This is a genomic window from Francisella sp. AG1 (genome assembly GCF_057683165.1).
Genome location: NZ_CM173135.1, coordinates 1,468,227 through 1,489,943, shown reverse-complemented (window position 1 = coordinate 1,489,943; position 21,717 = coordinate 1,468,227). Strand labels below are relative to the sequence as shown.

Below are 21,717 nucleotides of genomic sequence, written 5' to 3'. Positions count from 1 at the left end.
AGCCTTATTTATAAATGGTCACTATAATATAATATGGATACTACTGAGAATATTTATACTATAAGTCCAGAATCATCTCAAGATGAGATTTTCATGGATTTATTAAAGAGAGATAATATTCACATAGAAAAGATTATTTCTTACGGTCAGACGACACCTTTAGATAACCCTTATGTTCAAAATTATAATGAGTGGGTTTTGGTGCTAATTGGTACTGCTAAAATAAAGTTAGCGAATAAAGAGTATATGCTAAATCAAGGCGAGTATTTATTTCTTCCTAAGAATATCGAACACTGGGTCACTTATACATCTGATCCTACAGTATGGCTAGCAATATATTTTAAGGAATAATTATGTATAGTTAATCTGATAATATTGTGCTAAAGACGTGAGTAATAGCATCAGATAAATTATCAAAAGAATTATTTACTTTTCTTAAAATTCTTTTAAAATTGGCCCAAATTTTTTCTATAGGATTTAAATCAGGAGAATAAGCAGGAAGGTATAGTATCTGTATATCAAACTTCTCTGCTATTTTAGCCAATTTAGGAGACTTATGAAAACTAGCATTATCCATAACAACAGTAGTCTTTGGAATTAACTCAGGACATAAATGCTCTTCAAACCACTGATTAAAAATTTGAGTATCTGTATATCCAGTATACTCTAGCGGTGCTATAATCTTCTTTTCTAAATAGTTATAACCAGCAACTATACTTTTTCTCTGAGTTTGATAAGCAATAACTTCACCATAGCTAGGTTTACCAACAAGAGACCATCCTCTTAGTACAGACTGTTTATTATCCATACCCATTTCATCTAAATATACAAGTTTGTTAGGTTCAATAGTCTCAACAACCTCTATAAAACTTTGCCTATCTTGTTCTTTTCTTTGCTTATATTTAGGTGTCTTTTTTTAAAACTAAAACCAAGTCTGGTAAGACAATCATAAAATGTGCTTCTAGGTATTTCAGGAGCTAATGCTTCTCTAATATCTAAAGCCATTGCATCTGGATATGTTCTTAAGTAGCTTTCTATCGCTTCCTTATCTGTAAAGGTTGCTACTCTACCGCAACCCAAGCCTTGCTTAGATTTATAATCACCAGTTGTCTCGTATAAGTTTATCCAAGATCTAGTAGTACGGATATCTATATTAAAAAAATTACTTAGCTCTTTGTCTGTTAGGCCTTCTTTATATTTAGTTATTACGATATCTCTGAAATCTTGGCTATATGATGACATTTTTTCTAAATATTATAACATTATTGTCAAATAACTATCGGATTAACTATATTATTTTTTTGCCCAGCATTTTTTTGTTTTGTGTGGTTTTATTATTTTGATGGGTTTTTTAGCAAGCTTTATCGACGCTATAGCTGGCGGTGGCGGATTAATCAGTATACCAGCTCTTAGTATGACAGGTTTACCTATAGTTATCGTACTAGGTACAAATAAATTTCAAGCTAGTATTGGTACAGCTATGGCAGTTTTAAAATATTATAAGAATGGTCTAATAAATTTTAAAACTGTTGTACGTGGACTAGCTGCTGGGTTTGTGGGTGCTTCTGTTGGTACTCTATTAGCGATAACTATTCATAATGATTTTATGAGATATATAGTTCCAGTGTTGCTGGTAATAGTATTTATTTTTAGTCTTGTGAATAAAAACCTTGGTGTAAATGAGGGTAAAAAAAGATTATCAGAAGCAGTGTTTTTTATGATATTTGGTTTTTTACTTGGTGCATATGATGGTTTTTTTGGTCCTGGAACAGGTAATTTTTGGATCATTGCTATAGTCTATTTCCTTGGTTATACATTTTTGCAAGCATCAGGCTATGCCAAGGTACTCAATTTAAAAAGTAATCTTTTTTCATTGGTGATATTTGCCTTGTCGGGGCATGTGAATATTTTTTATGGATTAATGATGGCTATCGGGAGCTTTTTTGGTGGTATAGTAGGTTCAAAAATGGTTATTTTAAAGGGATCAAAACTAGTGAGGCCAATATTTATTATTGTAGTGGGAGTAACTATTTTTTCTTTTATACTCTCATTATTAATTTCATGATTTTTGTAGTTTAGTAAATAGGTATGCACCTTTGGTGATTTTCCCAAGTTTATCATCTTTGTTATATAAGGGGCATACTTCTAGAGATAAACAACCACAACCTATACAGCTAGAGAGATTGTCTCGAAGAGTGGTTAAGTAATTTATTTTTTCATTAAGTTCATCTTTCCAAATATTTGATAATTGCTGCCAGTCCTGAGCATTAGGTGTTCTATTGTTAGGTAAACTCAATAGAGCTTTTTTAATATCATTTAAACTAATACCAATTTTTTGAGCCGCTTTAATAATAGATATTCTACGTAAGACATCTTTACTGTATCTTCTTTGATTGGCTGTATTACGTTGGCTATGGATTAATCCTTTTTCTTCATAAAAATGGATAGTAGATATTTTAATACCACATCTATCAGCGACTTGTCCGACACTTAATATTTTATTATTCATATAATTTTTTCCTTTTTATTAAAAAAACTCTTGACCTCAAGTTAACTTGAGGTATTAAAATGATAACTGAATTGATTATGTATAACAATAAAGGAGAAGTTAATATGATTAGATTAGAACATCCAAACTTAGTAGTAAAAGAAATTAAACCAATGCTAAAGTTTTATCAGGCGGCATTCCCTCACTGGTATATCAGAGCGCAAGGGATATCTAATTGGTATGGTGTAGAGAGGAACTGGCTTCATTTTGGAGATGATTTTCAATATTTAACATTTAATGATAATGGTAAAGAGCAAAATCGTGAACTAAAAGATCATCAAGTTGGAATGTCTCATTTTGCTTATACAGTATGTAATCTTAAGGCATTAATAGCTAGATTAGCTAAGGTAGGGTTTAAATCAAAATCAGATACGGAGAGTAAGTATAGAAAAAATATTTATTTTATAGATCCTAGTGGTTATGAGGTTGAGTTTGTTGAATATTTCTCTGATTTACCTACAGAAAGAAATTGTGATGAATAGCCCTAATATTATCAGGATGTCAATATTATTATGTAATAAAAATGTTATAATCCTATCAAAATTTAATAATTTGGTTTATTTATATGACTAAAAAAGCACTAGAGCTAGTAAATGTAGACAAAATCTATAAAAGCGGTCTAAAGGCGGTTGATGATATTAGCTTTGTTGTAAATAAAGGTGACTTTTTTGCACTTTTAGGACCTAATGGAGCAGGTAAATCAACTACTTTAGGAATGATTTCTTCACTTGTAAATAAAACATCAGGTCAAATAAAAATATTTGGTTATGATATTGATAAAGATTTTAATCAAGCACGCAGATATCTTGGTGTAATGCCTCAAGAGATAAATCTAAATATTTTTGAAACTCCAATGAGTATTCTAATAACTCAAGCAGGTTTTTTTGGTATAACTAAAAAAGAAGTTGAATCATATGCTGAAGAGTTGCTTAAGAAAGTCGATTTATTTGATAAAAAAAATACTCAAGTAAGATTTTTATCTGGGGGGATGAAAAGAAGGTTGATGGTTATAAGAGCTTTAATCCATAAACCTAAACTTCTCATCCTTGATGAGCCAACAGCTGGAGTAGATGTTGAGCTTAGAAATTCAATGTGGGACATGATCTCACAATTCCATAAAGATGGTTTGACAGTTATTTTGACTACACACTATTTAGAAGAAGCTGAATCAATGTGTAATCGCATTGCATTGATTCACAAAGGTAAAGTACATGTAAATACTGACATGAAATCTTTTTTGAAGTCAGCTGATAAACAAACTTATGTTTTTGACTTAAAAGATGATTGTACAAATCAAGTAATTCTTGAGACTGGTAGGGCTACATTAGTAGATGCCCATACACTTGAAGTAGAGGTTGATAAAGGGGTTGTACTTAATGATATATTTGCAGAATTAAGTTCCAAATATAATCTGCAGGTATTAGATGTAAGATCAAAAGCTGCTAAATTAGAAAAGCTATTTATAGATATAGCTAAAAATAAATAGGTGATAGTATGAGTTTGCGTGATAATTGGATAATGTTTATAACGATTTTTAATCGTGAAAGTAAAAGAATTTTTAGGATTTGGCCACAGACACTTTTACCGTCTGTAATAACGATAGTTTTATATTTTTTAATATTTGGTAAAGTAGTTGGGTCGCGTATTGGCAATATTCATGAGGGAATTAGCTATATGCAATATATAACACCTGGTTTGATAATCATGGCTGTTATCCAAAATTCATATGGAAATGTTGTAAGCTCATTCTTTGGAATAAGATTTAGTAAAGCCATAGAAGAACTTTTAGTTTCACCTGTAAATAATCATATTATAGTTTTAGGTTATATTTCTGGTGGTATATTTAGAGGTTTTATCGTTGGAATATTTGTTAGTATTGCAGCATTTATATTAGGTGGTTTTACAACAGTTCATAGTGTATTTTTAGTTTTATCAGGATTTATATTTTGTGGAGCATTATTTTCACTTGGTGGGTTGATAAATGCAATATTTTCACAGAAGTTTGATGATACAACGATATTCCCAACCTTTGTACTTACACCACTTATATACCTTGGTGGGGTATTTTATAATATTGATAACTTATCTGGAGTTTGGCATTTTATCTCAGCATGTAATCCATTATTTTATATAGTTGATTTTGTTCGATATGGTTTTATCGGTATTTCGACTGTAGATCCTTATATTGCTTTTGGTGCAATAGTAATATTTACGTTTGTACTATATTATTTTGCTTGGTACTTATTAAGCAGAGGAATTCGTCTAAAACCTTAGAAGAAAGTTATTTATTAGATTTATGAATATTTCTTACAATATATAATGGACGTTGTTTAGTCTCAATAAAAATTCTACCAATATAGCTACCTAACATACCTATTCCAATCATTTGTAAGCCACTAAAAAATAGAATAAAAGTTACTAATGATGGGTAACCAGGGACATCGACTCCAAAGACTAGAGATTTTAGTATTATAACAGAACCATAAACAAAGCTAATTAAAGCAATAAAAACGCCTATATATGACCAAATTTCTAAGGGAGCGCGACTAAAGCTTGTTATTCCATCTATTGAGAATCTAAATAACTTCCAATAATTCCATTTTGTTTGCCCAGCTACTCTTTCTTCTCTAGCATGATAGACAACTTTTTCCTTGAAACCTATCCAGGTTAAGAGTCCTTTATTAAAGCGAACTTTTTCTTTAAGCTCTAAAAAAGCATTTATTGCAGCTCTATTTAGTAGTCTATAATCACCTGCATTAGGCGTTAATTTAGTCTCGCTAATACTGTTCATTACTTTATAAAAAAGGCCGGCAGAATGTTTCTTTGTAGAAGTATCTGTATCACGATTTTCTCTTACAGCTGTAACAACTTCATAACCGTTTAGCCAGTGATTAACCATCTCTAGAATAAGTTCAGGAGGATCTTGTAAATCAGCATCTATTGATATTGCAGCATCACCATTGCAATTATCAAATCCAGCAAAAAGAGCTGATTCTTTACCAAAATTACGTGATAAATCTACAATAGCAATTTCAGGAATCTCTTTTTGTTTTTCTAAAAGTAGATCTAGAGTATTATCACCACTACCATCATTAACAAAAACTAACTCATATTTAGTCGGAAGCTTACCTAAAATTGGCATTAGTCTATCAAATAGGTGATTTAATCCTTCTGCTTCATCTTTTACAGGAATTATTATACTTGTCAGTTTATTTTGATTGTTCATGTTAAAAGCATTCATATGATTTTAGTATTTATTCTAAAGGTATTAGTAGTTCTCAGCAACTTTATTTTTTAAAAATTTAATACAATTATTTTGTTTGAATATTACCAATAAATATAAATTTCTTTTGTTATACTATTTTTTAGTAATATAAAGTTGATTAGAAATTATAGGAATGTTTGTATATAAAAAAATAGCTATTGTAGGTAAGCATTATAATCAAGAAGTAGCTGAAGGCGTTACTCAAGTATATAAGCTAGTGTCAAAATATAATGCAGAAGTTTTTGTCGAAGTGGAATCTGCTGAAGATTTAGCTATTAAAAATATTAAAACTAAGTCGTTGCAAGAAATAGCACAAGATTGCGATATTGCGATAATAATAGGTGGAGATGGTAATTTTCTTAAAGCGGCTAGACTTTTGGCGCTTTATAGTGATATTCATATTATAGGGGTTAATAAAGGTAAGCTTGGATTTTTGACTACAATAAAACCTGATAAAAGAACTTTAAAAAAGTCTCTTTTTGAGATTCTTCAAGGCAAGAATAGATTGTCAAATATGTCGATGCTTAAGTGCAAAATTGATGATAAGACCCGCTACCCTCTAGAAACTTCTATAGCTCTTAATGAGATAGCAATTACATCATCGCGTGGTTTGATGTTTGGTCTAAAGGTTTTTATTGATGGGCGTTATGCGTTTGATCAACGTGGAGATGGCCTTATAGTATCAACTCCTACAGGCTCTACGGCTCATGCTATGTCTGCAGGAGGTCCAATCTTATGCCATAATCAAAATAGTATTGTGCTAGTAGCTATATGTTCTCATTCTTTAAACAGTCGCCCTTTAGTGATTTCTGATAATAGTGTCATTGATATTTATATTACAGAATATAATGATCCAGAACCAGTATTAAGTATTGATGGGCGCCATGATACTATCCTAAGACCACAACAAAAAATCAATATTCAAAAAGCGAAAAAAAATGTAAAAGTTCTCCATCTTGAAGACTATAATTATTATGATACTTTGAGAGAGAAGTTGGGCTGGAGTAAAGTTTTATTTTAAAAAAGTTCGACCAATATCACTAATATAAAAATAGTGATAAATACAGCAGATACAAATTCAATTTTTTTAATATTTCTAAAAAATAGTTGTCTTAGTTTATTATTGCCAAAAAAGATAGCAACAATACAGAACCAAAGTAAGGTTGTTAAGGCTATGCATAACCATACTGCGAATTTACCAAAGCTGGATAACTGTTCAACTAAGCTTAGCATTGAGCTAAAAAATACAAGAACTTTTGCATTAGCAAGGTTAGTAAAAGCACCATTTAAAAATAATTTTAAGTTTGATGGTCTAACGAAAGTATCTAAATTTTTGATATGTTGATTCGCATTTTGATTTAGAGGCTCTTTTACAAAGACGCTTTTATATAAATTAAAAGCCATATATGCTAAATATATAGCCCCAAACATAATTAAGGCTTTAAATAAAACCGGTTCTTTATATAAAAGAAATGATCCAAACCAGTATACAATAAAAGTGTTAAGTAGTATTCCTGAAGCAACACCAGTGGCAGTATAAATACCATGTTTTTGTCCAAATTTTATAGAATTACTTATGGTTATAAAAAAATCAGGGCCCGGTAATATTAGGCAACTAATTTGTAAAGCGAGGATTGTTAGAAAGATTAACACAGATATACTCTTATTTTTGTTTTAGTTGATATAAAATAGTATTAATAAAATTGAAATAAATCCATAAAAATGTGTGATAAACCTAAAGAAAATTTACGTCAAGTCAAAAGTTATGTACAAAGAGCAGGTAGAGTAACTAAAAAACAGCATCAAGCTCTTGAAAGTTATGCTCAGAAATATGTCATAAATTATGATAAAAATAGACAGGTAGATTTTGTTGAAGTGTTTGGTAATGATAATCCAGTAATTTTAGAGATAGGTTTTGGGATGGGAGGATCACTAGTTCAAATGGCATTAGAAAATCCTAAACAGAACTATCTAGGCATAGAAGTTCATAAAGCAGGAGTTGGAAATATCTTGTATGAAATAGAACAGCGTAAGATTTCTAATCTTCTTATAATGAGTCATGATGCTGTGGAAATACTTGAGAATATGCTAGTTGATGAGTCTTTGTCTGGAGTACAAGTATACTTTCCTGATCCATGGCATAAGAAAAAACATAATAAACGTAGGTTAGTTAATCAATCTAATATAAGTCTTTTTGCGAAGAAACTTAAAGTAGCTGGAACTTTGCATTTTGCTAGTGACTGGTTACCTTATGCAGAAGATGTATTAGGGCTTTTAGAAAAAAGTAATAATTATCAAAATTTATACTCTGGTTTTGCACCTCGGCCTAAATGGAGGCCTTTGACTAAATTTGAAAAAAGAGGACAAAACCTTGATCATAAAATATCAGATATTCTTTTTAAAAAATTGAGGAAATATAGTGAAAATAGCTAGATATAAAAAAGGATTTATAAAATCTACAGAATATAATAGTAAGCTACATCTTGGGAATATATATTGTCCAGACTGTGGCAAAGCTAAACTAAAATTAATTCGAAAAGCTAACCAAGAGTCTTATTTTGAATTTATAAAAGATGGTAACGAGCATGACGAGCTTTGCCCAAGGGTAGCAAAACCAATTAGTAATGATAAATTGAAAGAATTAATTATAAGCGATTCAAAAAAAGATATGAGTAAGCTTAACTTTTTGGTTAATAAAAATTTAGAAAAATGCATAAATATTTTAACTAGGTTTGAGAATGATGGACAACTTAGGCAAAGTGATGAGCTTGAATTAATGCCTCGAAAGAAGCAGCAATTAGTAGAAGGACGCATTAGAGAATATTCAAAGCAAGATATTTATACAATAAATGCTCTAGAGCTAACGGATTTAAATATAAATGAAGTGAATGGTAAGTATTGTATTGTGTACGGTGTGGCAGGTATTACTATATCAGATATAGATAATAGTAAAAAATTACTTTTTAAGGCAGACCAAGATTCAAGGTTTTCAATATTCATTGTACCAAATCAAGTTAAATATCTTGATTTTGATAAAAGTAAACGAGCAAAGTTTGCAGCATTTGGTAGGTTTAAAAAAGCTGGCAAGTTCTTAAATATGGAGATTCGTTCGACAAGAGACCTTGTTATAGGGGATTAAATTATGAGTGTAAATATTCGCCACGAGAGATTACAGGATCAAGAATCAGTATATAAGGTGATTTCAGAGTCATTTCCGACAGGTGATGAAGAAAAATTGGTTAGATTATTGCATACAGATCACCAAAGTTTAATATCACTAATTGCACAAGATAGTCAAAAGATCGTTGGTCAGATTATTTTATCTAAAATGACCACTGAAATTAATAGCAAGCTGAATATATATGGTCTAGCACCTATGTGTGTTACTCCAAAATATCAAAACAAAAAAATAGGAACAGAACTTGTTAACGCTATAATCGTAGAAGCCAAAAAGAATAATGTTGATGCTATTTTTGTTTTAGGTCATCCTAATTATTATCCTCGATTTGGTTTTAAACCAGCTAAAGAGTATGATATAAAGAGTGAGTATGATGTGCCAGCTGAAATGTTTATGGTTTTAGATTTAACAGAGAAATTAGGCTTATTAAAAGAGCAGACAGTTTATTATGCTGAAGAGTTTAGAAAAGTTTTTTAAAAGTTTAGACTCTTTATAATCTGTTTTATCAACTTGATGAAGTAAGTGTTAGTAAGAGGTGACTATGAAAGTAATATATCGTGCGAGTGTTTTTACTTTTAATAAAAGTGCTACTCTTCAGTCAATATCTGAGTATAAGGTTGATAGTCTATTTGTTAATTCCAATGATTTTTTATTTCTCAGAGATGGTGCTATTGTTGTTGAAAATGGCATTATACTTGATGTCGATGATTTCTATAAAATAGAAGCTAATATTACTCAAGATGATAGGTTAGTTGACTATTCAGGTAAAATAATAATGCCAGGTTTTATAGATACTCATATACATACGACTCAGACAAAAGCAGTTGGGGCCTATGGTGAAAAGCTCTTAGGTTGGCTAGATAATTATATTTTTCCAAGTGAGGCTAGTTTTAATAGCAGCACTTTAGCTTATAAAGAGCTTAACTTTTTATTTAAAGAGCTATTTAAGAATGGAACTACCACTATTTGTGGTTATGCTCCAAGTGCATATGATGGTGCTGATATAGTGTTTGAATTAGCAAATAAGTATAAGATGAGAGTTATACTTGGCAATACTATTATGACAAAAGGTAATAAAGATATAATTACAGATCCTGAGACAAATATGAAAATTTCAGAGAAACTTTATGATAAATGGGATAAGAAAGAGCGCTTAAATTATGCTTTAACTCCAAGATTTGCTTTAAGTTGTGATGATAAAACACTCAATTTATGTAAAGAATTTTTGCAGTCGCATGCTGATGTATATGTGCAGACTCATTTAAGTGAAAACCTAAAAGAGACTAAAGCTACCTTATTAGCATATCCTATGGCTAAAGATTATCTGAATGTATATGAGAAATATTCATTGGTAACTGACAAGACTATATTTGGCCACTGTATTTATTTATCCAATAATGAGTGGGATCGGATAAAAGCATATAAAGCTATAGTAGCTAATTGTCCAACCAGTAATAACTATCTTGGAAGTGGATCTTTTGATTATAAAAAAGCTATCTCAAAAGATATTAAGCTTACATTGGCTAGTGATTGGGCTGCAGGAAATACTTTAAGCCTTTTACGGATAATGGATGATGCTTATAAAACTGCTTTAATAAGATCATACAAGTTTGAAACTCTGACTCGACTTTTTTGTAGTACATTAGGAAGTGCTAAATCCCTAGGTTTAGAAGATAAAATAGGTAGTCTTGAGAAAAATAAAGAAGCTGATTTTATTGTTGTAAATCCAAGTAGAAGTTCTATATTAAAATATAAATTGGAATATACGCAAAATCTTCAAGATTATTTGTTTGCTATTATTTCACTAGGAGATGATCGTTTAATTGATGCCGTTTATATCTATGGAAACCAGGTTTATGAACAGGTTTAGATAATCTTTGTTAATGAGATTTAATTATTTTTGATTAACAATTATTTGCTTTGACTGTAATAAAATTATAGTACTTCGCAAAAGCCTGATTATTTGGGTTTTTTGTATCACATGAAATGCCCTCAAATGTTATTCCATAAGGCTCACTTTCGCCATTATAGTTAAAGGTTGGTATAGAAATATTTTTTATATTTTGACTATGATACTTACTTAATAGTAACTGTCTATTAGCATTGAATTTATCTAAAGAATAATATGCTGATGCAATCATAAACATTATAATTACTAACCCTATCCCAAATAGTAAATATAGTCTTTTAAAAGTGCTATATATTTTTTTTAGAATAATACTTTCATTATCATAGAACTGTTGGATAGCTGCAATAAAAAAAATTATATAATAAATCAACATAAGTCTAATAAGTAAGCCATAACTATAAACAACAGGTGTCATGACTAGTAGACTTATTAGTAGGCAAATGGTATACATAAAAATACTTTTTTTAGAATTTTTGAAGTTGGTTATCCCTAAAATAAAAAATAACAAAAGTAGCCATATAACAATATTGGTTTTGGGCCATACGCTATATTTGAAAGTATAATATAGATGGACTAATTGGTCTAGAATAGAATGGTTCTGGCCATTTGACATTTCAGCCATCCTAATATAGTTACCAGGAGCTGCAAATAAAATGGCCCCGCCGATAGAGCACCCAATGGTAAAAAGAATAATACCTTTATTTATAGTTCGATTATTTAGATAAGATTCTATAAAGTATGTGAAACTTAAGAGTAATAAAACAGCAACAAATTGTTCATTGTATAGCCCAATGAAAAGCCCTATTAAAAAACTAGTCTTTAATAGTTTTTTATTTTTAATTATAAGGTAATAATATAGCACTAGAGTTAGAACAAACCCCCAAAAATATTGTATAGCTACGGTTTTCCATATTAAATGAGTTATAAATCCAGTCCAAGTAAACATAATTGCAAAAAAGAAGCAATAAATTAAAAAATCTTTAGAGCATATTTTATATTTACCTCGAGTAACTATCTTAAAGCTAAAGATTGTAAATAGATAGAAAGCAAAAGAATTTATGATATTTATAACTACTAAGGATTCAAAAATATATTTTTTTGAGAAAAAAATGTAAATAAGGGCTTGTGCCGAAAGTCTACCTGTCCAGGTTAAATAATCATGTTTTAGATTGCTCCAAAATGTATGATTTATCAATGTATCTGCCATGATTCTCCAAAAATCATCCATAGTTATGGGTTCGCAGTAATTTAAAAATAAAAAGTAAAAAATAATAGTAGAACTTATAAATATTGAATAGATAGTTTTTTTGTCCATAGCAATGATTAATATTGTAGTGATATATCTGAAATATGATTATACAGATATAAATTCTGAATAGAAAATATTGTATAGTTAATCCGATAGTTATTTGACAATAATGTTATAATATTTAGAAAAAATGTCATCATATAGCCAAGATTTCAGAGATATCGTAATAACTAAATATAAAGAAGGCCTAACAGACAAAGAGCTAAGTAATTTTTTTAATATAGATATCCGTACTACTAGATCTTGGATAAACTTATACGAGACAACTGGTGATTATAAATCTAAGCAAGGCTTGGGTTGCGGTAGAGTAGCAACCTTTACAGATAAGGAAGCGATAGAAAGCTACTTAAGAACATATCCAGATGCAATGGCTTTAGATATTAGAGAAGCATTAGCTCCTGAAATACCTAGAAGCACATTTTATGATTGTCTTAACAGACTTGGTTTTAGTTTTAAAAAAAGACACCTAAATATAAGCAAAGAAAAGAACAAGATAGGCAAAGTTTTATAGAGGTTGTTGAGACTATTGAACCTAACAAACTTGTATATTTAGATGAAATGGGTATGGATAATAAACAGTCTGTACTAATAGGATGGTCTCTTGTTGGTAAACCTAGCTATGGTGAAGTTATTGCTTATCAAACTCAGAGAAAAAGTATAGTTGCTGGTTATAACTATTTAGAAAAGAAGATTATAGCACCGCTAGAGTATACTGGATATACAGATACTCAAATTTTTAATCAGTGGTTTGAAGAGCATTTATGTCCTGAGTTAATTCCAAAGACTACTGTTGTTATGGATAATGCTAGTTTTCATAAGTCTCCTAAATTGGCTAAAATAGCAGAGAAGTTTGATATACAGATACTATACCTTCCTGCTTATTCTCCTGATTTAAATCCTATAGAAAAAATTTGGGCCAATTTTAAAAGAATTTTAAGAAAAGTAAATAATTCTTTTGATAATTTATCTGATGCTATTACTCACGTCTTTAGCATAATATTATCAGATTAACTATAAGTCATATATATTATTGAAATCTAATTTAGATTTTGCTAATATATAACTTATCGGAGTCAAATAGGAGTATTGATATGGACTTGATGCAAATCAAAAATAATGCAACTAAAGCCTCAGCTTTACTTAAAGCAATATCTCATGAATCTAGATTGTTAATACTTTGTTTGCTGTTAAGAAAAGAAATGACTGTTGGTGAACTTGCTCAGTACTCTAATCTTAGTCAATCAGCATTTTCTCAGCATTTAGCAGTGTTGAAAAAAAATGGATTGATTAAGTTTAGAAAAGAGTCTTTAAATGTTTTTTACAGTATTAAAGACCCAGCAGTAAAAAAGATACTAGAAGCTTTATATAATATATATTGTGATGAGAATGAATAAAAAATTTAAGCACTATATTAGTAAAATCTAAATTAGAAAATATAAATACAAGGGAGCAAAGATGAAGAATATACAAAAAATTTCAGTGAAACAATTTCTTGATTTACAACAGAAGGAAAAAGTTAGATTGATTGATATTAGAACGCCTCATGAGCATAGGAGAGAGTTTATTGATTGTGCTGAAAATATTATAGTAGAAGATATTTATGATGCAGAGATTAAACCTGAAGAAGTAGTAGTATTTCATTGTCAATCTGGGAATAGGACAAATCAAGCGATAGATAAAGTTATAGGGTTAAATGTTAAAAAAATTTATTTATTAGATGGAGGCATTAATGCTTGGAAAAGGCATAAACAACCAACTAAAAAAAATATAAAAGAACCTTTACCAATAATGCGTCAAGTACAAATTATTGTAGGTTTTATAGTGTTGCTAGGAGCTATTCTTTCATATATAGTCTCGCAGTATTTTATTATCCTCAGTGGTTTTTTTGGAGCAGGCTTATTATTTGCTGGATTATCTGGTACTTGTGGTTTAGCAAAAGTGTTAGAATTTTTACCGTATAATAGAAAAAATTATAAATAATAAAAACATACTTGGAGATTGGTAATGATTTTTAGACAATTATTTGATAGGGAAAGCTATACGTATACCTATATATTAGGCTGTGAACAGACAAGAGAAGCTATAATAATTGATTCTGTAAGGTTTAATGCAGAGCAATATGTAAAACTCCTTAAAGAATTGGATCTAAATCTAATCTATGCTATAGATACTCATGTGCATGCCGATCATGTAACAGCTGCGGGTATTTTGAGTAATAAAATGGGTTGCTACATTGGTATAGGTGTTGAGAGTGAAGCAGATTGTGCAACAAAGAAGTTCTCTGATGGTGAAATTATTAAGTTTGGTAATTATGAAATTAAGGCTATATACACTCCTGGACATACATCAGATTCTTATTGTTTTATTATGGGCGATAGGGTTTTTACTGGCGATACTTTATTAATAAGAGGATCAGGAAGAACAGATTTTCAAAATGGTGACTCATATGCTGCATACGATAGTATTATGAATAAACTTATGAAACTGCCAAGCGCAACCTTAGTTTATCCAGGTCATGATTATAATGGTTTAACGTGTAGCACAATAGCAGAAGAGAGACAAAACAATCCTAGGTTGCAAGTTCAAACAGCTGAAGAATATGCTAAGCTAATGAGTGATTTAAGGCTTCCTCCACCAAATTATATGAATATTGCAGTTCCAGCTAATTTGAAGTGTGGTTTAGTAAAATAGCATGATTTTAATTATTTTTGGTTTTATTTGTGGAATTGCATTAGGACTTACTGGTGGAGGAGGTTCTGTATTAGCTGTTCCTTTGCTGACTTATGGAGTTGGATTAGATTTCCATGGTGCGGTTACTATATCTTTACTTGTCGTTGGGGCAACAGCAGGTTTTGGTCTAATTATGAATTATAAAAGCCTTGATATTGATTACATTGCAGCAGCTGTAATGGTATTTACGGGTGTTATTTTTGCACCAGTAGGCAGCTATATTTCCCAAATATTATCAGATGAAACTTTAATGTTAAGTTTTTCCGTGCTTATGATTATAATAGGTCTTTGGAGCTTAGTAAAAGCTAGAGTAATATCAGATTTAAATAACTCAATCTGTAATAGTATTAGGCTGAAATGTATTGTAGTTTTGCTTATAAGTGGTGCAGTTGTTGGCACTTTAACAGGTTTTTTTGGCGTTGGCGGAGGTTTTTTAATAGTTCCAGCATTAGTGTTTATAACGGCTATGCCAATAACAAGAGCAATTAACACATCTTTGTTAGTAATATTTGTAGTATCAATTTCAGGATTTTTCTCTCATTTTAATATGACTAGTATGAATTGGTATGTGGCGAGTATGTTTATAGTTGGCGGAGCAATAGGTATGTTATTGGCCAATAAGCTGAAGAAAAAACTTAATAAAAAAGTTTTACAAATTATATTTGCTATGATGCTTATTACCTTGGGTGTAGCAATCTATTTTCTTAGTTAAAGTTTAGTATAAATATTACAATATTTATTGGGTTAGAGCTAGTTAGTTGATCTATAGGTTCTATACAGATAGGGCCTCATTTTTAGCTTTTAGCTTAACACCTAACCCTGGGGCATCTATGAAATGCCACTTTCCTTTTTCTAAAAAACCACCTTGAGCTGGATTATCAATGATCAAGTTGCTACCATCTATATCAGCAAAATCTATAATAGGCAATAGTTGGGCAGCAGCAGAGATTCCAACAGTAGTTTCTCCAGCCATACAACCTAACATTACTAACATACTATGCTTTCGAGCTTTTTGTATCATTTCTAATGCTGGAGTAATACCACCACATTTCATTAATTTTATGTTAATTCCAGCGAATTGACCAGTACAATCATCAAGATCATCTTTAGTCATACAGCTTTCATCCGCAAGTATTGGTATATTAGAATTCTTCTGAATAAGAGAAGTTTCTTTGTTAAAACCTCTCCTTAAAGGTTGTTCTATTAAACAAACATTTAGTTTTTCTAATATTGGAATTAGTTTGGTTGTATAATTAACTGTCCATCCACAATTTGCATCAATAATGAATTTTGCTTGAGGTTCTTTAAGCCGAAGTTGTTCTAAAATCATTATGTTATCAGTTTCTTGGGATAATTTTATTTTATAAATTGGCCAACTAGGCTCTTCAATAATTTTTTCAAGCATTTTTTGAGGTGTATCTATTCCAATAGTAAATGATGATAGACAAGCTTGCGTAGTGTCAAATTTGAGTAGTTGGTGAATAGGCATAGACCTAGATTTTGCCCATAAATCCCATAATGCAATATCTATAGCACATAATAAAAACATGTCATGCTCAAGTCGTTTATATAAATATGACCAAACATCAGGTGGGTAAGGTATTGAACTAAATGTTTCAAGATAACATTGTATTTCTGCTAAAGCTAGAATATGAGATTCTACACTAAACCTCCAGTAATCACTTTCAATACTCTCACCAAAACCTTCTAAGCCATTTAAAGTTAGTTTTAAAATCATGGTTTTTTTCATATTTTTAGCAGCTGAATGACTAATTGAAAAAGTATTTTTAAAATGTAAAGTATGGACACTATAAGATATTTGCATTATGAACCCCTAAGTTTTAATCTTTAGTATAAAATACTATAGGATATTTTCTAGATTACTTTTTTATTCTTAATATTTAAACTATTTTTTAATTCTAATATTTTTTCTATCAGAATATCTTTACCATTAGGATCCGCAATTATATCTACTACAACTAATCCTGTCTCATTCATTACTTTTTGCTTTTCTTTGGATGCTTGCTCTGGAGTTAAGTTATAACCATTCATAGCTATTGCAATAACTTTACAAGGGTGATTGATGGAGGCCATTTTCTCATAAAGCTCTATGTATTGCTTTAGAGATGGTAGTGGTATATCTAAATGACGATAATGAGTTCTATCTGCTTGGTAGCATAGTATTAGCCCATCTGGAACTGACCCATGTAGTAAGCCTAAGGTAACAGATGAATACATTGGGTTTGTGATACTTCCTTGTCCTTCAATAATAACTATATCATGATTTTGGTTTTCTCTAATTAAATGTTCAGCAGCACCATTAATAAAATCTGCTTTTATAGAATCAATAGGTAATCCTTTACCAGAAAGTAACACGCCTGTTTGACCTGTTGCAATAAATTCAGCATCTATATTTTTTTGCTTTAGAGCTTGTGCTAATTCATAACTAACTAACATTTTTCCAACGTTACAGTCATGACCTACAGTATGAATACGTAAACAGTCATTTGAAATATTTTTACGTGTAGCTACTTGATTAAAGTTTGTATCTCTTATGTCATAGAGCTGAATATTGACTTTTGTAGAAGCATTAAGAAATTCTTCATCTTGATTTAGAAGCTCATGTAAGCCAGAAACAATATGCCAACCTCTAGCTATCGCAGTTAAAATATATTCTCTCCATGTCTTAGGAATAGCACCACCAGCTGGAGATATTCCTAATATCATTTGGTCTGCTTGTTCAACTTCAGAAATATCAGTGTAAAAAATTAATTTTTCATCACCTACTCCTAAGATATCTTTAACAAGTGTTCCTGTTTTATATCTTGAGTCAATTAGCCCAACGATTTGCTTAGGGTTATAGCGTATCAGGTTGATGGCAGTTTTAGCAGAATTCATTCCTTCAAAACCATCAACTAAGATTACATTTCTAGTATTTTTTGACCATGAGTGTTGTGTTTTCATAGCATATTATTTTTAATACTGTTTCTCTTAGTATAGATATAATTTTGCTATAAATTAAATATTTTAATATTCATTTTTAATAAAATGTTTATGATATTGATTTGAATTATGTTGGTTGTCAGAGGCTTAATTTAGTTGTCTAATTTTATTATAAAATCTTCTAGATAGTCATTTTCACCTAGTTCATATTCTGAGATAGCAAAATGCTTTGCTGATTTTTTTTGTTGGTGCATTTTTTCTATAGAACCATTATTGTTTAAATGGTGCCAGTCCGGAAGTTCTTTTCCTTCAAGTAAAAGTTTATAGCCACAAGTACTTGGTAGCCATTTATGGGCATGGTTCTTTAATTGTATATATGTGAGATTTATACACTCGGGAACAATTTGCTTTCTTTTTTCATACATACTACATTGACATTTGCCTGTGTCTAGAAGTTTACAACTAATTTTTGTATAGTATATTTTGTCAGTCTCTTCATCTTGTAGTTTGTTGAGACAACAAAGTCCACATCTATCGCAGATAGATTCCCATTGTTGAATGGTCATATCTTTTAGGTTAGTTTCCTGCCACCATTTAGTCATTAGAAAAAATTAGAATTTTATTTATAAAGAGAATGGTAAACTAAATTTATAAGGAAAAACAGCTATATTTTAAGAGCTTAGGAAACTTCTTGGATTGGTTGGCTTTGTACAGGAGATATTCCCGTATTAACAAAAATTTGTTGTTGATTTTTTGCAAAAGCATTTTCATATGCTTAAGGATTTAATATTGGTGAAGATGTGTTTATTGGTGATAAATTTTGGCTTGGAATAAACTTATGTACAACAAAATTTATTCGTATACTAGAATTTTTCCGTGATTATTCCAGTATCAAAGTTAGCTATATAGCCAAGGCTTTGCATGACTGTGATAGTTGAGTTAAAAGCTATATGTTTATCAATATTAAAAACTTTCGTTTGCATTAACTGAATGGTAAGGCCTGGTTTTGAATTTGTAATACAGTCAGATAAATTAATTATTACTATGAAAATAATAGGTATAAATATTTTTTAACATTTTCATTTCTTTTATTCGAAATTAGTTGATAATGACTTAAAATCAGAAATCATATAACCATTAAAGGTTATTATAATTGCCATAGTTTTTTGTGATTCCATAAAGCCACCACTTTGAGCAGATTCTCCTGTAAGAATAAGATTTAAAGAAACGTTTTCTGAGGTATGTGGTGTCTTTGGAAATTCTTATGAACCTGTATTGCAAACTGTCAAAAAAAGATAGAAAAGCTATAGTAAATACTTGTATAAACTTTTTCATTTTATTGCAAGTTTAAAATATTTAGTAAAAATATTCTATTATGTATAAGTAATAATCATGGTATCTAAAATTTAGATGCTATAAATTAATATCTATATATATGATTGTTAATAAGTTATAATTACTGCTTATCAAAATAGTCATAAAATAATAATTTTAAAAATTATGAAAACAACTTCTAGAGCTAGAAATAATGCAAGGCTTTATACTGTGCAAGCCTTATATCAAAAAAAGGTTGCAGCTAATACCTTTGCTGAGCTTAAAATACAATATTATGCTGATAATGCTGAAAGACATCAAACAGATTGGGCACTTTTTTATAGGTTGATAGATGCTGTTGAGTCAAACCAAGATTCTATAGATAAATATATATCAGAAAACTCAGTTGATGGAATTAAATCTATTAATTTTGTTGACTATGCTGTTCTCCAGACTGCTATAGCTGAGCTTATAGAATGTTTAGAAAATCCATATCAAGTGATAATTAAAGAGTATGTTGAAATAGGTTATAGTATGGGAACTGAAGAAGGTTATAAGTTTGTTAATGCAATGCTACAAAAGTTAGCAAAACCAATTAGAGGTGAAGAGTAAAATTATCTTGAGATGCTAAGAAGTTAAATTTTTCACGATATGTTTTTTGTTTATCTTTGCATAATATTGCAGTTAAAATAGCTTCTTTATATTCTTCATGGGCTATAACATTTCCATTATAATCTATCAATAAACTATCCCCAGCATAGTTGCAATTAGGATCATTACCTACTCGATTACAAGCTACAACGTATACTTGATTTTCGATAGCTCTAGCTTTTAGTAAAGTTTGCCAGTGTTGGCGTCGAGGTTCTGGCCAGCAAGCAACATTTATTAGGATGTCGTATTCACGATTATTACAGTTAAATACTGGGAACCTCAAATCAAAACAGATGGTTAATAAAATATTAAATCCTTTATATTCAATGATTTTACGTTTGTTGCCACCAATATATTTTTTATTTTCACCAGCATATATGAATAAGTGATTTTTATCATATGTGAAAACTTTTTTATCTGGGGTGACAAAATATAGTCTATTTGTTATTTTGTCACCTGTGAAAGTTGCAGCACTACCAGTAATAGCATAATTCTTATTTTTGACTTGATTATGCATCCATTCTACAATTTCTTCTTGGTGGCTAGCTTGGTTACTTGGACTCATTATAAATCCTGAATTAAACATTTCCGGTAATACAATAAGGTCAGTATCCGAATCTATTTGTAAAATTTTATTTTCAATATTTTTATAATTCTGTAATTTATTTTCCCAAATGATATCTAGTTGAATTATGCTGACTTTGAGTTTTGACATATAGTGCTCCTTAAAAAACTATATTTTTGTTATTTGAGAAATTTTAGCAATATTTTTGTGAATATCTAATAAAAAAATTCAATATGCATTTAATATTGTAGATTGACTAATTATCTTAATAGTAAGATGATTAGTTTATTATTATTTTAATTTTATATTTTTATGAAGACTGTGCAAGGTAGAGTATTCTTAATATTTTTGGTGTCAATGCTTGCTTTGATAGCTGGCAATGCTGTGTTTGAGGCATATAGCAATAGTAATTCAGCTGATTATGTTTTCATTGATATTAATAAGATTTCTGAGAAGAAGACAGAATTGTTAGTTAAATATGGTAAAAAAGGAAATTCAATTATATAGTTAATCTGATAATATTGTGCTAAAGACGTGAGTAATAGCATCAGATAAATTATCAAAAGAATTATTTACTTTTCTTAAAATTCTTTTAAAATTGGCCCAAATTTTTTCTATAGGATTTAAATCAGGAGAATAAGCAGGAAGGTATAGTATCTGTATATCAAACTTCTCTGCTATTTTAGCCAATTTAGGAGACTTATGAAAACTAGCATTATCCATAACAACAGTAGTCTTTGGAATTAACTCAGGACATAAATGCTCTTCAAACCACTGATTAAGAATTTGAGTATCTGTATATCCAGTATACTCTAGCGGTGCTATAATCTTCTTTTCTTTGCTTATATTTAGGTGTCTTTTTTTAAAACTAAAACCAAGTCTGTTAAGACAATCATAAAATGTGCTTCTAGGTATTTCAGGAGCTAATGCTTCTCTAATATCTAAAGCCATTGCATCTGGATATGTTCTTAAGTAGCTTTCTATCGCTTCCTTATCTGTAAAGGTTGCTACTCTACCGCAACCCAAGCCTTGCTTAGATTTATAATCACCAGTTGTCTCGTATAAGTTTATCCAAGATCTAGTAGTACGGATATCTATATTAAAAAAATTACTTAGCTCTTTGTCTGTTAGGCCTTCTTTATATTTAGTTATTACGATATCTCTGAAATCTTGGCTATATGATGACATTTTTTCTAAATATTATAACATTATTGTCAAATAACTATCGGATTAACTATATTTATAATTATTATTTTTTTATTTAAAAAAATAGCTAAACAACAGCCAAAGAGTAGTTCAAACGCT

The 21,717-nt window shown here is 30.0% G+C and carries 27 protein-coding genes and 2 pseudogenes; 17 read left to right on the top strand and 12 right to left on the bottom strand.

The features are described 5' to 3' along the window. Positions 1 to 33: 33 nt before the first annotated feature. Positions 34 to 351 (top strand): cupin domain-containing protein, encoded by a 318-nt coding sequence (locus ACR0PV_RS07730; RefSeq protein WP_488172535.1) that lies wholly within the window; start codon positions 34 to 36, stop codon positions 349 to 351. A gap of 10 nt (positions 352 to 361) precedes the next feature. Here ACR0PV_RS07730 and ACR0PV_RS07725 read toward each other — a convergent pair. After that, positions 362 to 1,242, bottom strand: a protein-coding gene (locus ACR0PV_RS07725; RefSeq protein ID WP_488172194.1) for an IS630 family transposase whose coding sequence is annotated in 2 segments (ribosomal slippage) — positions 362 to 918 and positions 918 to 1,242 — 882 coding nt in all. Because the reading frame shifts where the segments join, the coding sequence is not laid out codon by codon here. Between the two features lie 100 nt (positions 1,243 to 1,342). On the opposite strand from ACR0PV_RS07725, the gene ACR0PV_RS07720 reads away from it, so the two are divergent. Next, on the top strand, positions 1,343 to 2,065 hold the full coding sequence (locus ACR0PV_RS07720) for a TSUP family transporter (RefSeq protein ID WP_488172534.1): 723 nt from the start codon (positions 1,343 to 1,345) through the stop codon (positions 2,063 to 2,065). On the opposite strand, the gene soxR is transcribed toward ACR0PV_RS07720, so the two are convergent. Then, entirely contained in the window at positions 2,060 to 2,509 is a 450-nt protein-coding gene (gene soxR / locus ACR0PV_RS07715; RefSeq protein ID WP_488172533.1) for a redox-sensitive transcriptional activator SoxR, read from the bottom strand. The two genes, ACR0PV_RS07720 and soxR, sit on opposite strands and share 6 nt — an antisense overlap. A gap of 104 nt (positions 2,510 to 2,613) precedes the next feature. On the opposite strand from soxR, the gene ACR0PV_RS07710 reads away from it, so the two are divergent. The 3 genes from ACR0PV_RS07710 (at position 2,614) to ACR0PV_RS07700 (ending at position 4,822) form a co-directional block, all read left to right on the top strand. Beyond that, positions 2,614 to 3,030, top strand: coding sequence for a VOC family protein (locus tag ACR0PV_RS07710; RefSeq protein WP_488172532.1), 417 nt, complete (start codon positions 2,614 to 2,616; stop codon positions 3,028 to 3,030). An 83-nt stretch (positions 3,031 to 3,113) separates the two neighbouring features. Next, positions 3,114 to 4,034, top strand: a complete 921-nt coding sequence (locus ACR0PV_RS07705; RefSeq protein ID WP_488172531.1) for an ABC transporter ATP-binding protein — start codon at positions 3,114 to 3,116, stop codon at positions 4,032 to 4,034. Positions 4,035 to 4,042: 8 nt separating this feature from the next. Next, a complete protein-coding gene (locus ACR0PV_RS07700; RefSeq protein WP_488172530.1) occupies positions 4,043 to 4,822 on the top strand; it encodes an ABC transporter permease in 780 nt (259 codons plus the stop codon). A 7-nt stretch (positions 4,823 to 4,829) separates the two neighbouring features. On the opposite strand, the gene ACR0PV_RS07695 is transcribed toward ACR0PV_RS07700, so the two are convergent. Then, complete coding sequence (locus tag ACR0PV_RS07695) at positions 4,830 to 5,774, bottom strand: glycosyltransferase family 2 protein (RefSeq protein WP_488173984.1); 945 nt, start codon at positions 5,772 to 5,774, stop codon at positions 4,830 to 4,832. A gap of 172 nt (positions 5,775 to 5,946) precedes the next feature. Here ACR0PV_RS07695 and ACR0PV_RS07690 point away from each other — a divergent pair, with 172 nt between their 5' ends. Beyond that, positions 5,947 to 6,834, top strand: coding sequence for an NAD(+)/NADH kinase (locus tag ACR0PV_RS07690; RefSeq protein WP_488172529.1), 888 nt, complete (start codon positions 5,947 to 5,949; stop codon positions 6,832 to 6,834). On the opposite strand, the gene ACR0PV_RS07685 is transcribed toward ACR0PV_RS07690, so the two are convergent. After that, a complete protein-coding gene (locus ACR0PV_RS07685; RefSeq protein WP_488172528.1) occupies positions 6,831 to 7,466 on the bottom strand; it encodes a LysE family translocator in 636 nt (211 codons plus the stop codon). The two genes, ACR0PV_RS07690 and ACR0PV_RS07685, sit on opposite strands and share 4 nt — an antisense overlap. 69 nt (positions 7,467 to 7,535) lie before the next feature. Here ACR0PV_RS07685 and trmB point away from each other — a divergent pair, with 69 nt between their 5' ends. The 4 genes from trmB (at position 7,536) to guaD (ending at position 10,861) form a co-directional block, all read left to right on the top strand. After that, positions 7,536 to 8,246 carry a tRNA (guanosine(46)-N7)-methyltransferase TrmB gene (trmB, locus tag ACR0PV_RS07680; protein WP_488172527.1) on the top strand — a complete coding sequence of 237 codons (711 nt, stop codon included), beginning with the start codon at positions 7,536 to 7,538 and terminating at the stop codon, positions 8,244 to 8,246. Then, positions 8,233 to 8,952: a hypothetical protein gene (locus tag ACR0PV_RS07675; protein WP_488172526.1), complete on the top strand. Its 720-nt coding sequence runs from the start codon at positions 8,233 to 8,235 to the stop codon at positions 8,950 to 8,952. Before trmB ends, ACR0PV_RS07675 begins: the two co-directional genes overlap by 14 nt. 3 nt (positions 8,953 to 8,955) lie before the next feature. Continuing rightward, a complete protein-coding gene (locus ACR0PV_RS07670) occupies positions 8,956 to 9,468 on the top strand; it encodes a GNAT family N-acetyltransferase (RefSeq protein ID WP_488172525.1) in 513 nt (170 codons plus the stop codon). Positions 9,469 to 9,532: 64 nt separating this feature from the next. Next, a complete protein-coding gene (guaD, locus tag ACR0PV_RS07665) occupies positions 9,533 to 10,861 on the top strand; it encodes a guanine deaminase (RefSeq protein WP_488172524.1) in 1,329 nt (442 codons plus the stop codon). 34 nt (positions 10,862 to 10,895) lie between these two features. Here the strand turns inward: guaD and ACR0PV_RS07660 are convergent, their stop codons facing one another. Together ACR0PV_RS07660 and ACR0PV_RS07655 are read right to left on the bottom strand one after the other, a co-directional pair. Continuing rightward, on the bottom strand, positions 10,896 to 12,215 hold the full coding sequence (locus ACR0PV_RS07660) for a DUF6056 family protein (protein WP_488172523.1): 1,320 nt from the start codon (positions 12,213 to 12,215) through the stop codon (positions 10,896 to 10,898). An 8-nt stretch (positions 12,216 to 12,223) separates the two neighbouring features. Beyond that, positions 12,224 to 12,349, bottom strand: a complete 126-nt coding sequence (locus ACR0PV_RS07655; RefSeq protein WP_488172522.1) for a hypothetical protein — start codon at positions 12,347 to 12,349, stop codon at positions 12,224 to 12,226. Between ACR0PV_RS07655 and ACR0PV_RS07650 the strand changes: the two genes are divergently transcribed. The 5 genes from ACR0PV_RS07650 to ACR0PV_RS07630 all read left to right on the top strand — a co-directional run bounded on the left by ACR0PV_RS07650 (position 12,340) and on the right by ACR0PV_RS07630 (position 15,651). Beyond that, positions 12,340 to 13,220, top strand: a protein-coding gene (locus tag ACR0PV_RS07650) for an IS630 family transposase (protein WP_488172521.1) whose coding sequence is annotated in 2 segments (ribosomal slippage) — positions 12,340 to 12,664 and positions 12,664 to 13,220 — 882 coding nt in all. Because the reading frame shifts where the segments join, the coding sequence is not laid out codon by codon here. The genes ACR0PV_RS07655 and ACR0PV_RS07650 overlap by 10 nt on opposite strands. A gap of 80 nt (positions 13,221 to 13,300) precedes the next feature. Next, complete coding sequence (locus tag ACR0PV_RS07645) at positions 13,301 to 13,603, top strand: ArsR/SmtB family transcription factor (protein ID WP_488172520.1); 303 nt, start codon at positions 13,301 to 13,303, stop codon at positions 13,601 to 13,603. 61 nt (positions 13,604 to 13,664) lie between these two features. Continuing rightward, a complete protein-coding gene (locus ACR0PV_RS07640; protein ID WP_488172519.1) occupies positions 13,665 to 14,189 on the top strand; it encodes a rhodanese-like domain-containing protein in 525 nt (174 codons plus the stop codon). A 24-nt stretch (positions 14,190 to 14,213) separates the two neighbouring features. Continuing rightward, positions 14,214 to 14,900: an MBL fold metallo-hydrolase gene (locus ACR0PV_RS07635; RefSeq protein WP_488172518.1), complete on the top strand. Its 687-nt coding sequence runs from the start codon at positions 14,214 to 14,216 to the stop codon at positions 14,898 to 14,900. 1 nt (position 14,901) lies between these two features. Beyond that, complete coding sequence (locus tag ACR0PV_RS07630; protein ID WP_488172517.1) at positions 14,902 to 15,651, top strand: sulfite exporter TauE/SafE family protein; 750 nt, start codon at positions 14,902 to 14,904, stop codon at positions 15,649 to 15,651. 60 nt (positions 15,652 to 15,711) lie between these two features. On the opposite strand, the gene ACR0PV_RS07625 is transcribed toward ACR0PV_RS07630, so the two are convergent. The 4 genes and pseudogenes from ACR0PV_RS07625 to ACR0PV_RS07610 form a co-directional block, all read right to left on the bottom strand. Then, positions 15,712 to 16,764: an enolase C-terminal domain-like protein gene (locus tag ACR0PV_RS07625; protein WP_488172516.1), complete on the bottom strand. Its 1,053-nt coding sequence runs from the start codon at positions 16,762 to 16,764 to the stop codon at positions 15,712 to 15,714. A 50-nt stretch (positions 16,765 to 16,814) separates the two neighbouring features. Beyond that, positions 16,815 to 17,903, bottom strand: a complete 1,089-nt coding sequence (locus tag ACR0PV_RS07620) for an N-acetyltransferase DgcN family protein (RefSeq protein WP_488172515.1) — start codon at positions 17,901 to 17,903, stop codon at positions 16,815 to 16,817. Positions 17,904 to 18,034: 131 nt separating this feature from the next. Beyond that, positions 18,035 to 18,484, bottom strand: a complete 450-nt coding sequence (locus ACR0PV_RS07615) for a YcgN family cysteine cluster protein (protein WP_488172514.1) — start codon at positions 18,482 to 18,484, stop codon at positions 18,035 to 18,037. A 77-nt stretch (positions 18,485 to 18,561) separates the two neighbouring features. Continuing rightward, positions 18,562 to 18,865: pseudogene (locus tag ACR0PV_RS07610) on the bottom strand (hypothetical protein). A 517-nt stretch (positions 18,866 to 19,382) separates the two neighbouring features. Between ACR0PV_RS07610 and nusB the strand changes: the two are divergent. Next, on the top strand, positions 19,383 to 19,808 hold the full coding sequence (gene nusB / locus ACR0PV_RS07605; RefSeq protein ID WP_488172513.1) for a transcription antitermination factor NusB: 426 nt from the start codon (positions 19,383 to 19,385) through the stop codon (positions 19,806 to 19,808). Here the strand turns inward: nusB and ACR0PV_RS07600 are convergent. Continuing rightward, complete coding sequence (locus tag ACR0PV_RS07600; RefSeq protein WP_488172512.1) at positions 19,792 to 20,562, bottom strand: amidohydrolase; 771 nt, start codon at positions 20,560 to 20,562, stop codon at positions 19,792 to 19,794. The two genes, nusB and ACR0PV_RS07600, sit on opposite strands and share 17 nt — an antisense overlap. A 162-nt stretch (positions 20,563 to 20,724) precedes the next feature. Here ACR0PV_RS07600 and ACR0PV_RS07595 point away from each other — a divergent pair, with 162 nt between their 5' ends. Beyond that, the gene (locus ACR0PV_RS07595) at positions 20,725 to 20,919 is read left to right on the top strand and encodes a hypothetical protein (protein WP_488172511.1); all 195 of its coding nucleotides are present in this window, start codon (positions 20,725 to 20,727) and stop codon (positions 20,917 to 20,919) included. On the opposite strand, the pseudogene ACR0PV_RS07590 reads toward ACR0PV_RS07595, so the two are convergent. Next, positions 20,920 to 21,600 (bottom strand): annotated as a pseudogene (locus ACR0PV_RS07590) (transposase). It abuts the gene before it with no gap. Positions 21,601 to 21,717 lie beyond the last annotated feature (117 nt).

Excerpts from the sequence above, each read along its gene's own strand:
- guaD (WP_488172524.1), top strand. The coding sequence starts at position 9,533 with ATGAAAGTAATATATCGTGCGAGTGTTTTTACTTTTAATAAAAGTGCT.
- ACR0PV_RS07695 (WP_488173984.1), bottom strand. The coding sequence starts at position 5,774 with ATGAACAATCAAAATAAACTGACAAGTATAATAATTCCTGTAAAAGAT.
- soxR (WP_488172533.1), bottom strand. The coding sequence starts at position 2,509 with ATGAATAATAAAATATTAAGTGTCGGACAAGTCGCTGATAGATGTGGT.
- ACR0PV_RS07730 (WP_488172535.1), top strand. The coding sequence starts at position 34 with ATGGATACTACTGAGAATATTTATACTATAAGTCCAGAATCATCTCAA.
- ACR0PV_RS07600 (WP_488172512.1), bottom strand. The coding sequence starts at position 20,562 with ATGTCAAAACTCAAAGTCAGCATAATTCAACTAGATATCATTTGGGAA.
- ACR0PV_RS07720 (WP_488172534.1), top strand. The coding sequence starts at position 1,343 with ATGGGTTTTTTAGCAAGCTTTATCGACGCTATAGCTGGCGGTGGCGGA.
- ACR0PV_RS07630 (WP_488172517.1), top strand. The coding sequence starts at position 14,902 with ATGATTTTAATTATTTTTGGTTTTATTTGTGGAATTGCATTAGGACTT.
- ACR0PV_RS07690 (WP_488172529.1), top strand. The coding sequence starts at position 5,947 with ATGTTTGTATATAAAAAAATAGCTATTGTAGGTAAGCATTATAATCAA.
- ACR0PV_RS07655 (WP_488172522.1), bottom strand. The coding sequence starts at position 12,349 with ATGATGACATTTTTTCTAAATATTATAACATTATTGTCAAATAACTAT.
- ACR0PV_RS07705 (WP_488172531.1), top strand. The coding sequence starts at position 3,114 with ATGACTAAAAAAGCACTAGAGCTAGTAAATGTAGACAAAATCTATAAA.
- ACR0PV_RS07660 (WP_488172523.1), bottom strand. The coding sequence starts at position 12,215 with ATGGACAAAAAAACTATCTATTCAATATTTATAAGTTCTACTATTATT.
- ACR0PV_RS07635 (WP_488172518.1), top strand. The coding sequence starts at position 14,214 with ATGATTTTTAGACAATTATTTGATAGGGAAAGCTATACGTATACCTAT.
- ACR0PV_RS07595 (WP_488172511.1), top strand. The coding sequence starts at position 20,725 with ATGAAGACTGTGCAAGGTAGAGTATTCTTAATATTTTTGGTGTCAATG.
- nusB (WP_488172513.1), top strand. The coding sequence starts at position 19,383 with ATGAAAACAACTTCTAGAGCTAGAAATAATGCAAGGCTTTATACTGTG.
- ACR0PV_RS07620 (WP_488172515.1), bottom strand. The coding sequence starts at position 17,903 with ATGAAAACACAACACTCATGGTCAAAAAATACTAGAAATGTAATCTTA.
- ACR0PV_RS07640 (WP_488172519.1), top strand. The coding sequence starts at position 13,665 with ATGAAGAATATACAAAAAATTTCAGTGAAACAATTTCTTGATTTACAA.
- ACR0PV_RS07710 (WP_488172532.1), top strand. The coding sequence starts at position 2,614 with ATGATTAGATTAGAACATCCAAACTTAGTAGTAAAAGAAATTAAACCA.
- ACR0PV_RS07700 (WP_488172530.1), top strand. The coding sequence starts at position 4,043 with ATGAGTTTGCGTGATAATTGGATAATGTTTATAACGATTTTTAATCGT.
- trmB (WP_488172527.1), top strand. The coding sequence starts at position 7,536 with ATGTGTGATAAACCTAAAGAAAATTTACGTCAAGTCAAAAGTTATGTA.
- ACR0PV_RS07625 (WP_488172516.1), bottom strand. The coding sequence starts at position 16,764 with ATGCAAATATCTTATAGTGTCCATACTTTACATTTTAAAAATACTTTT.
- ACR0PV_RS07670 (WP_488172525.1), top strand. The coding sequence starts at position 8,956 with ATGAGTGTAAATATTCGCCACGAGAGATTACAGGATCAAGAATCAGTA.
- ACR0PV_RS07645 (WP_488172520.1), top strand. The coding sequence starts at position 13,301 with ATGGACTTGATGCAAATCAAAAATAATGCAACTAAAGCCTCAGCTTTA.
- ACR0PV_RS07615 (WP_488172514.1), bottom strand. The coding sequence starts at position 18,484 with ATGACTAAATGGTGGCAGGAAACTAACCTAAAAGATATGACCATTCAA.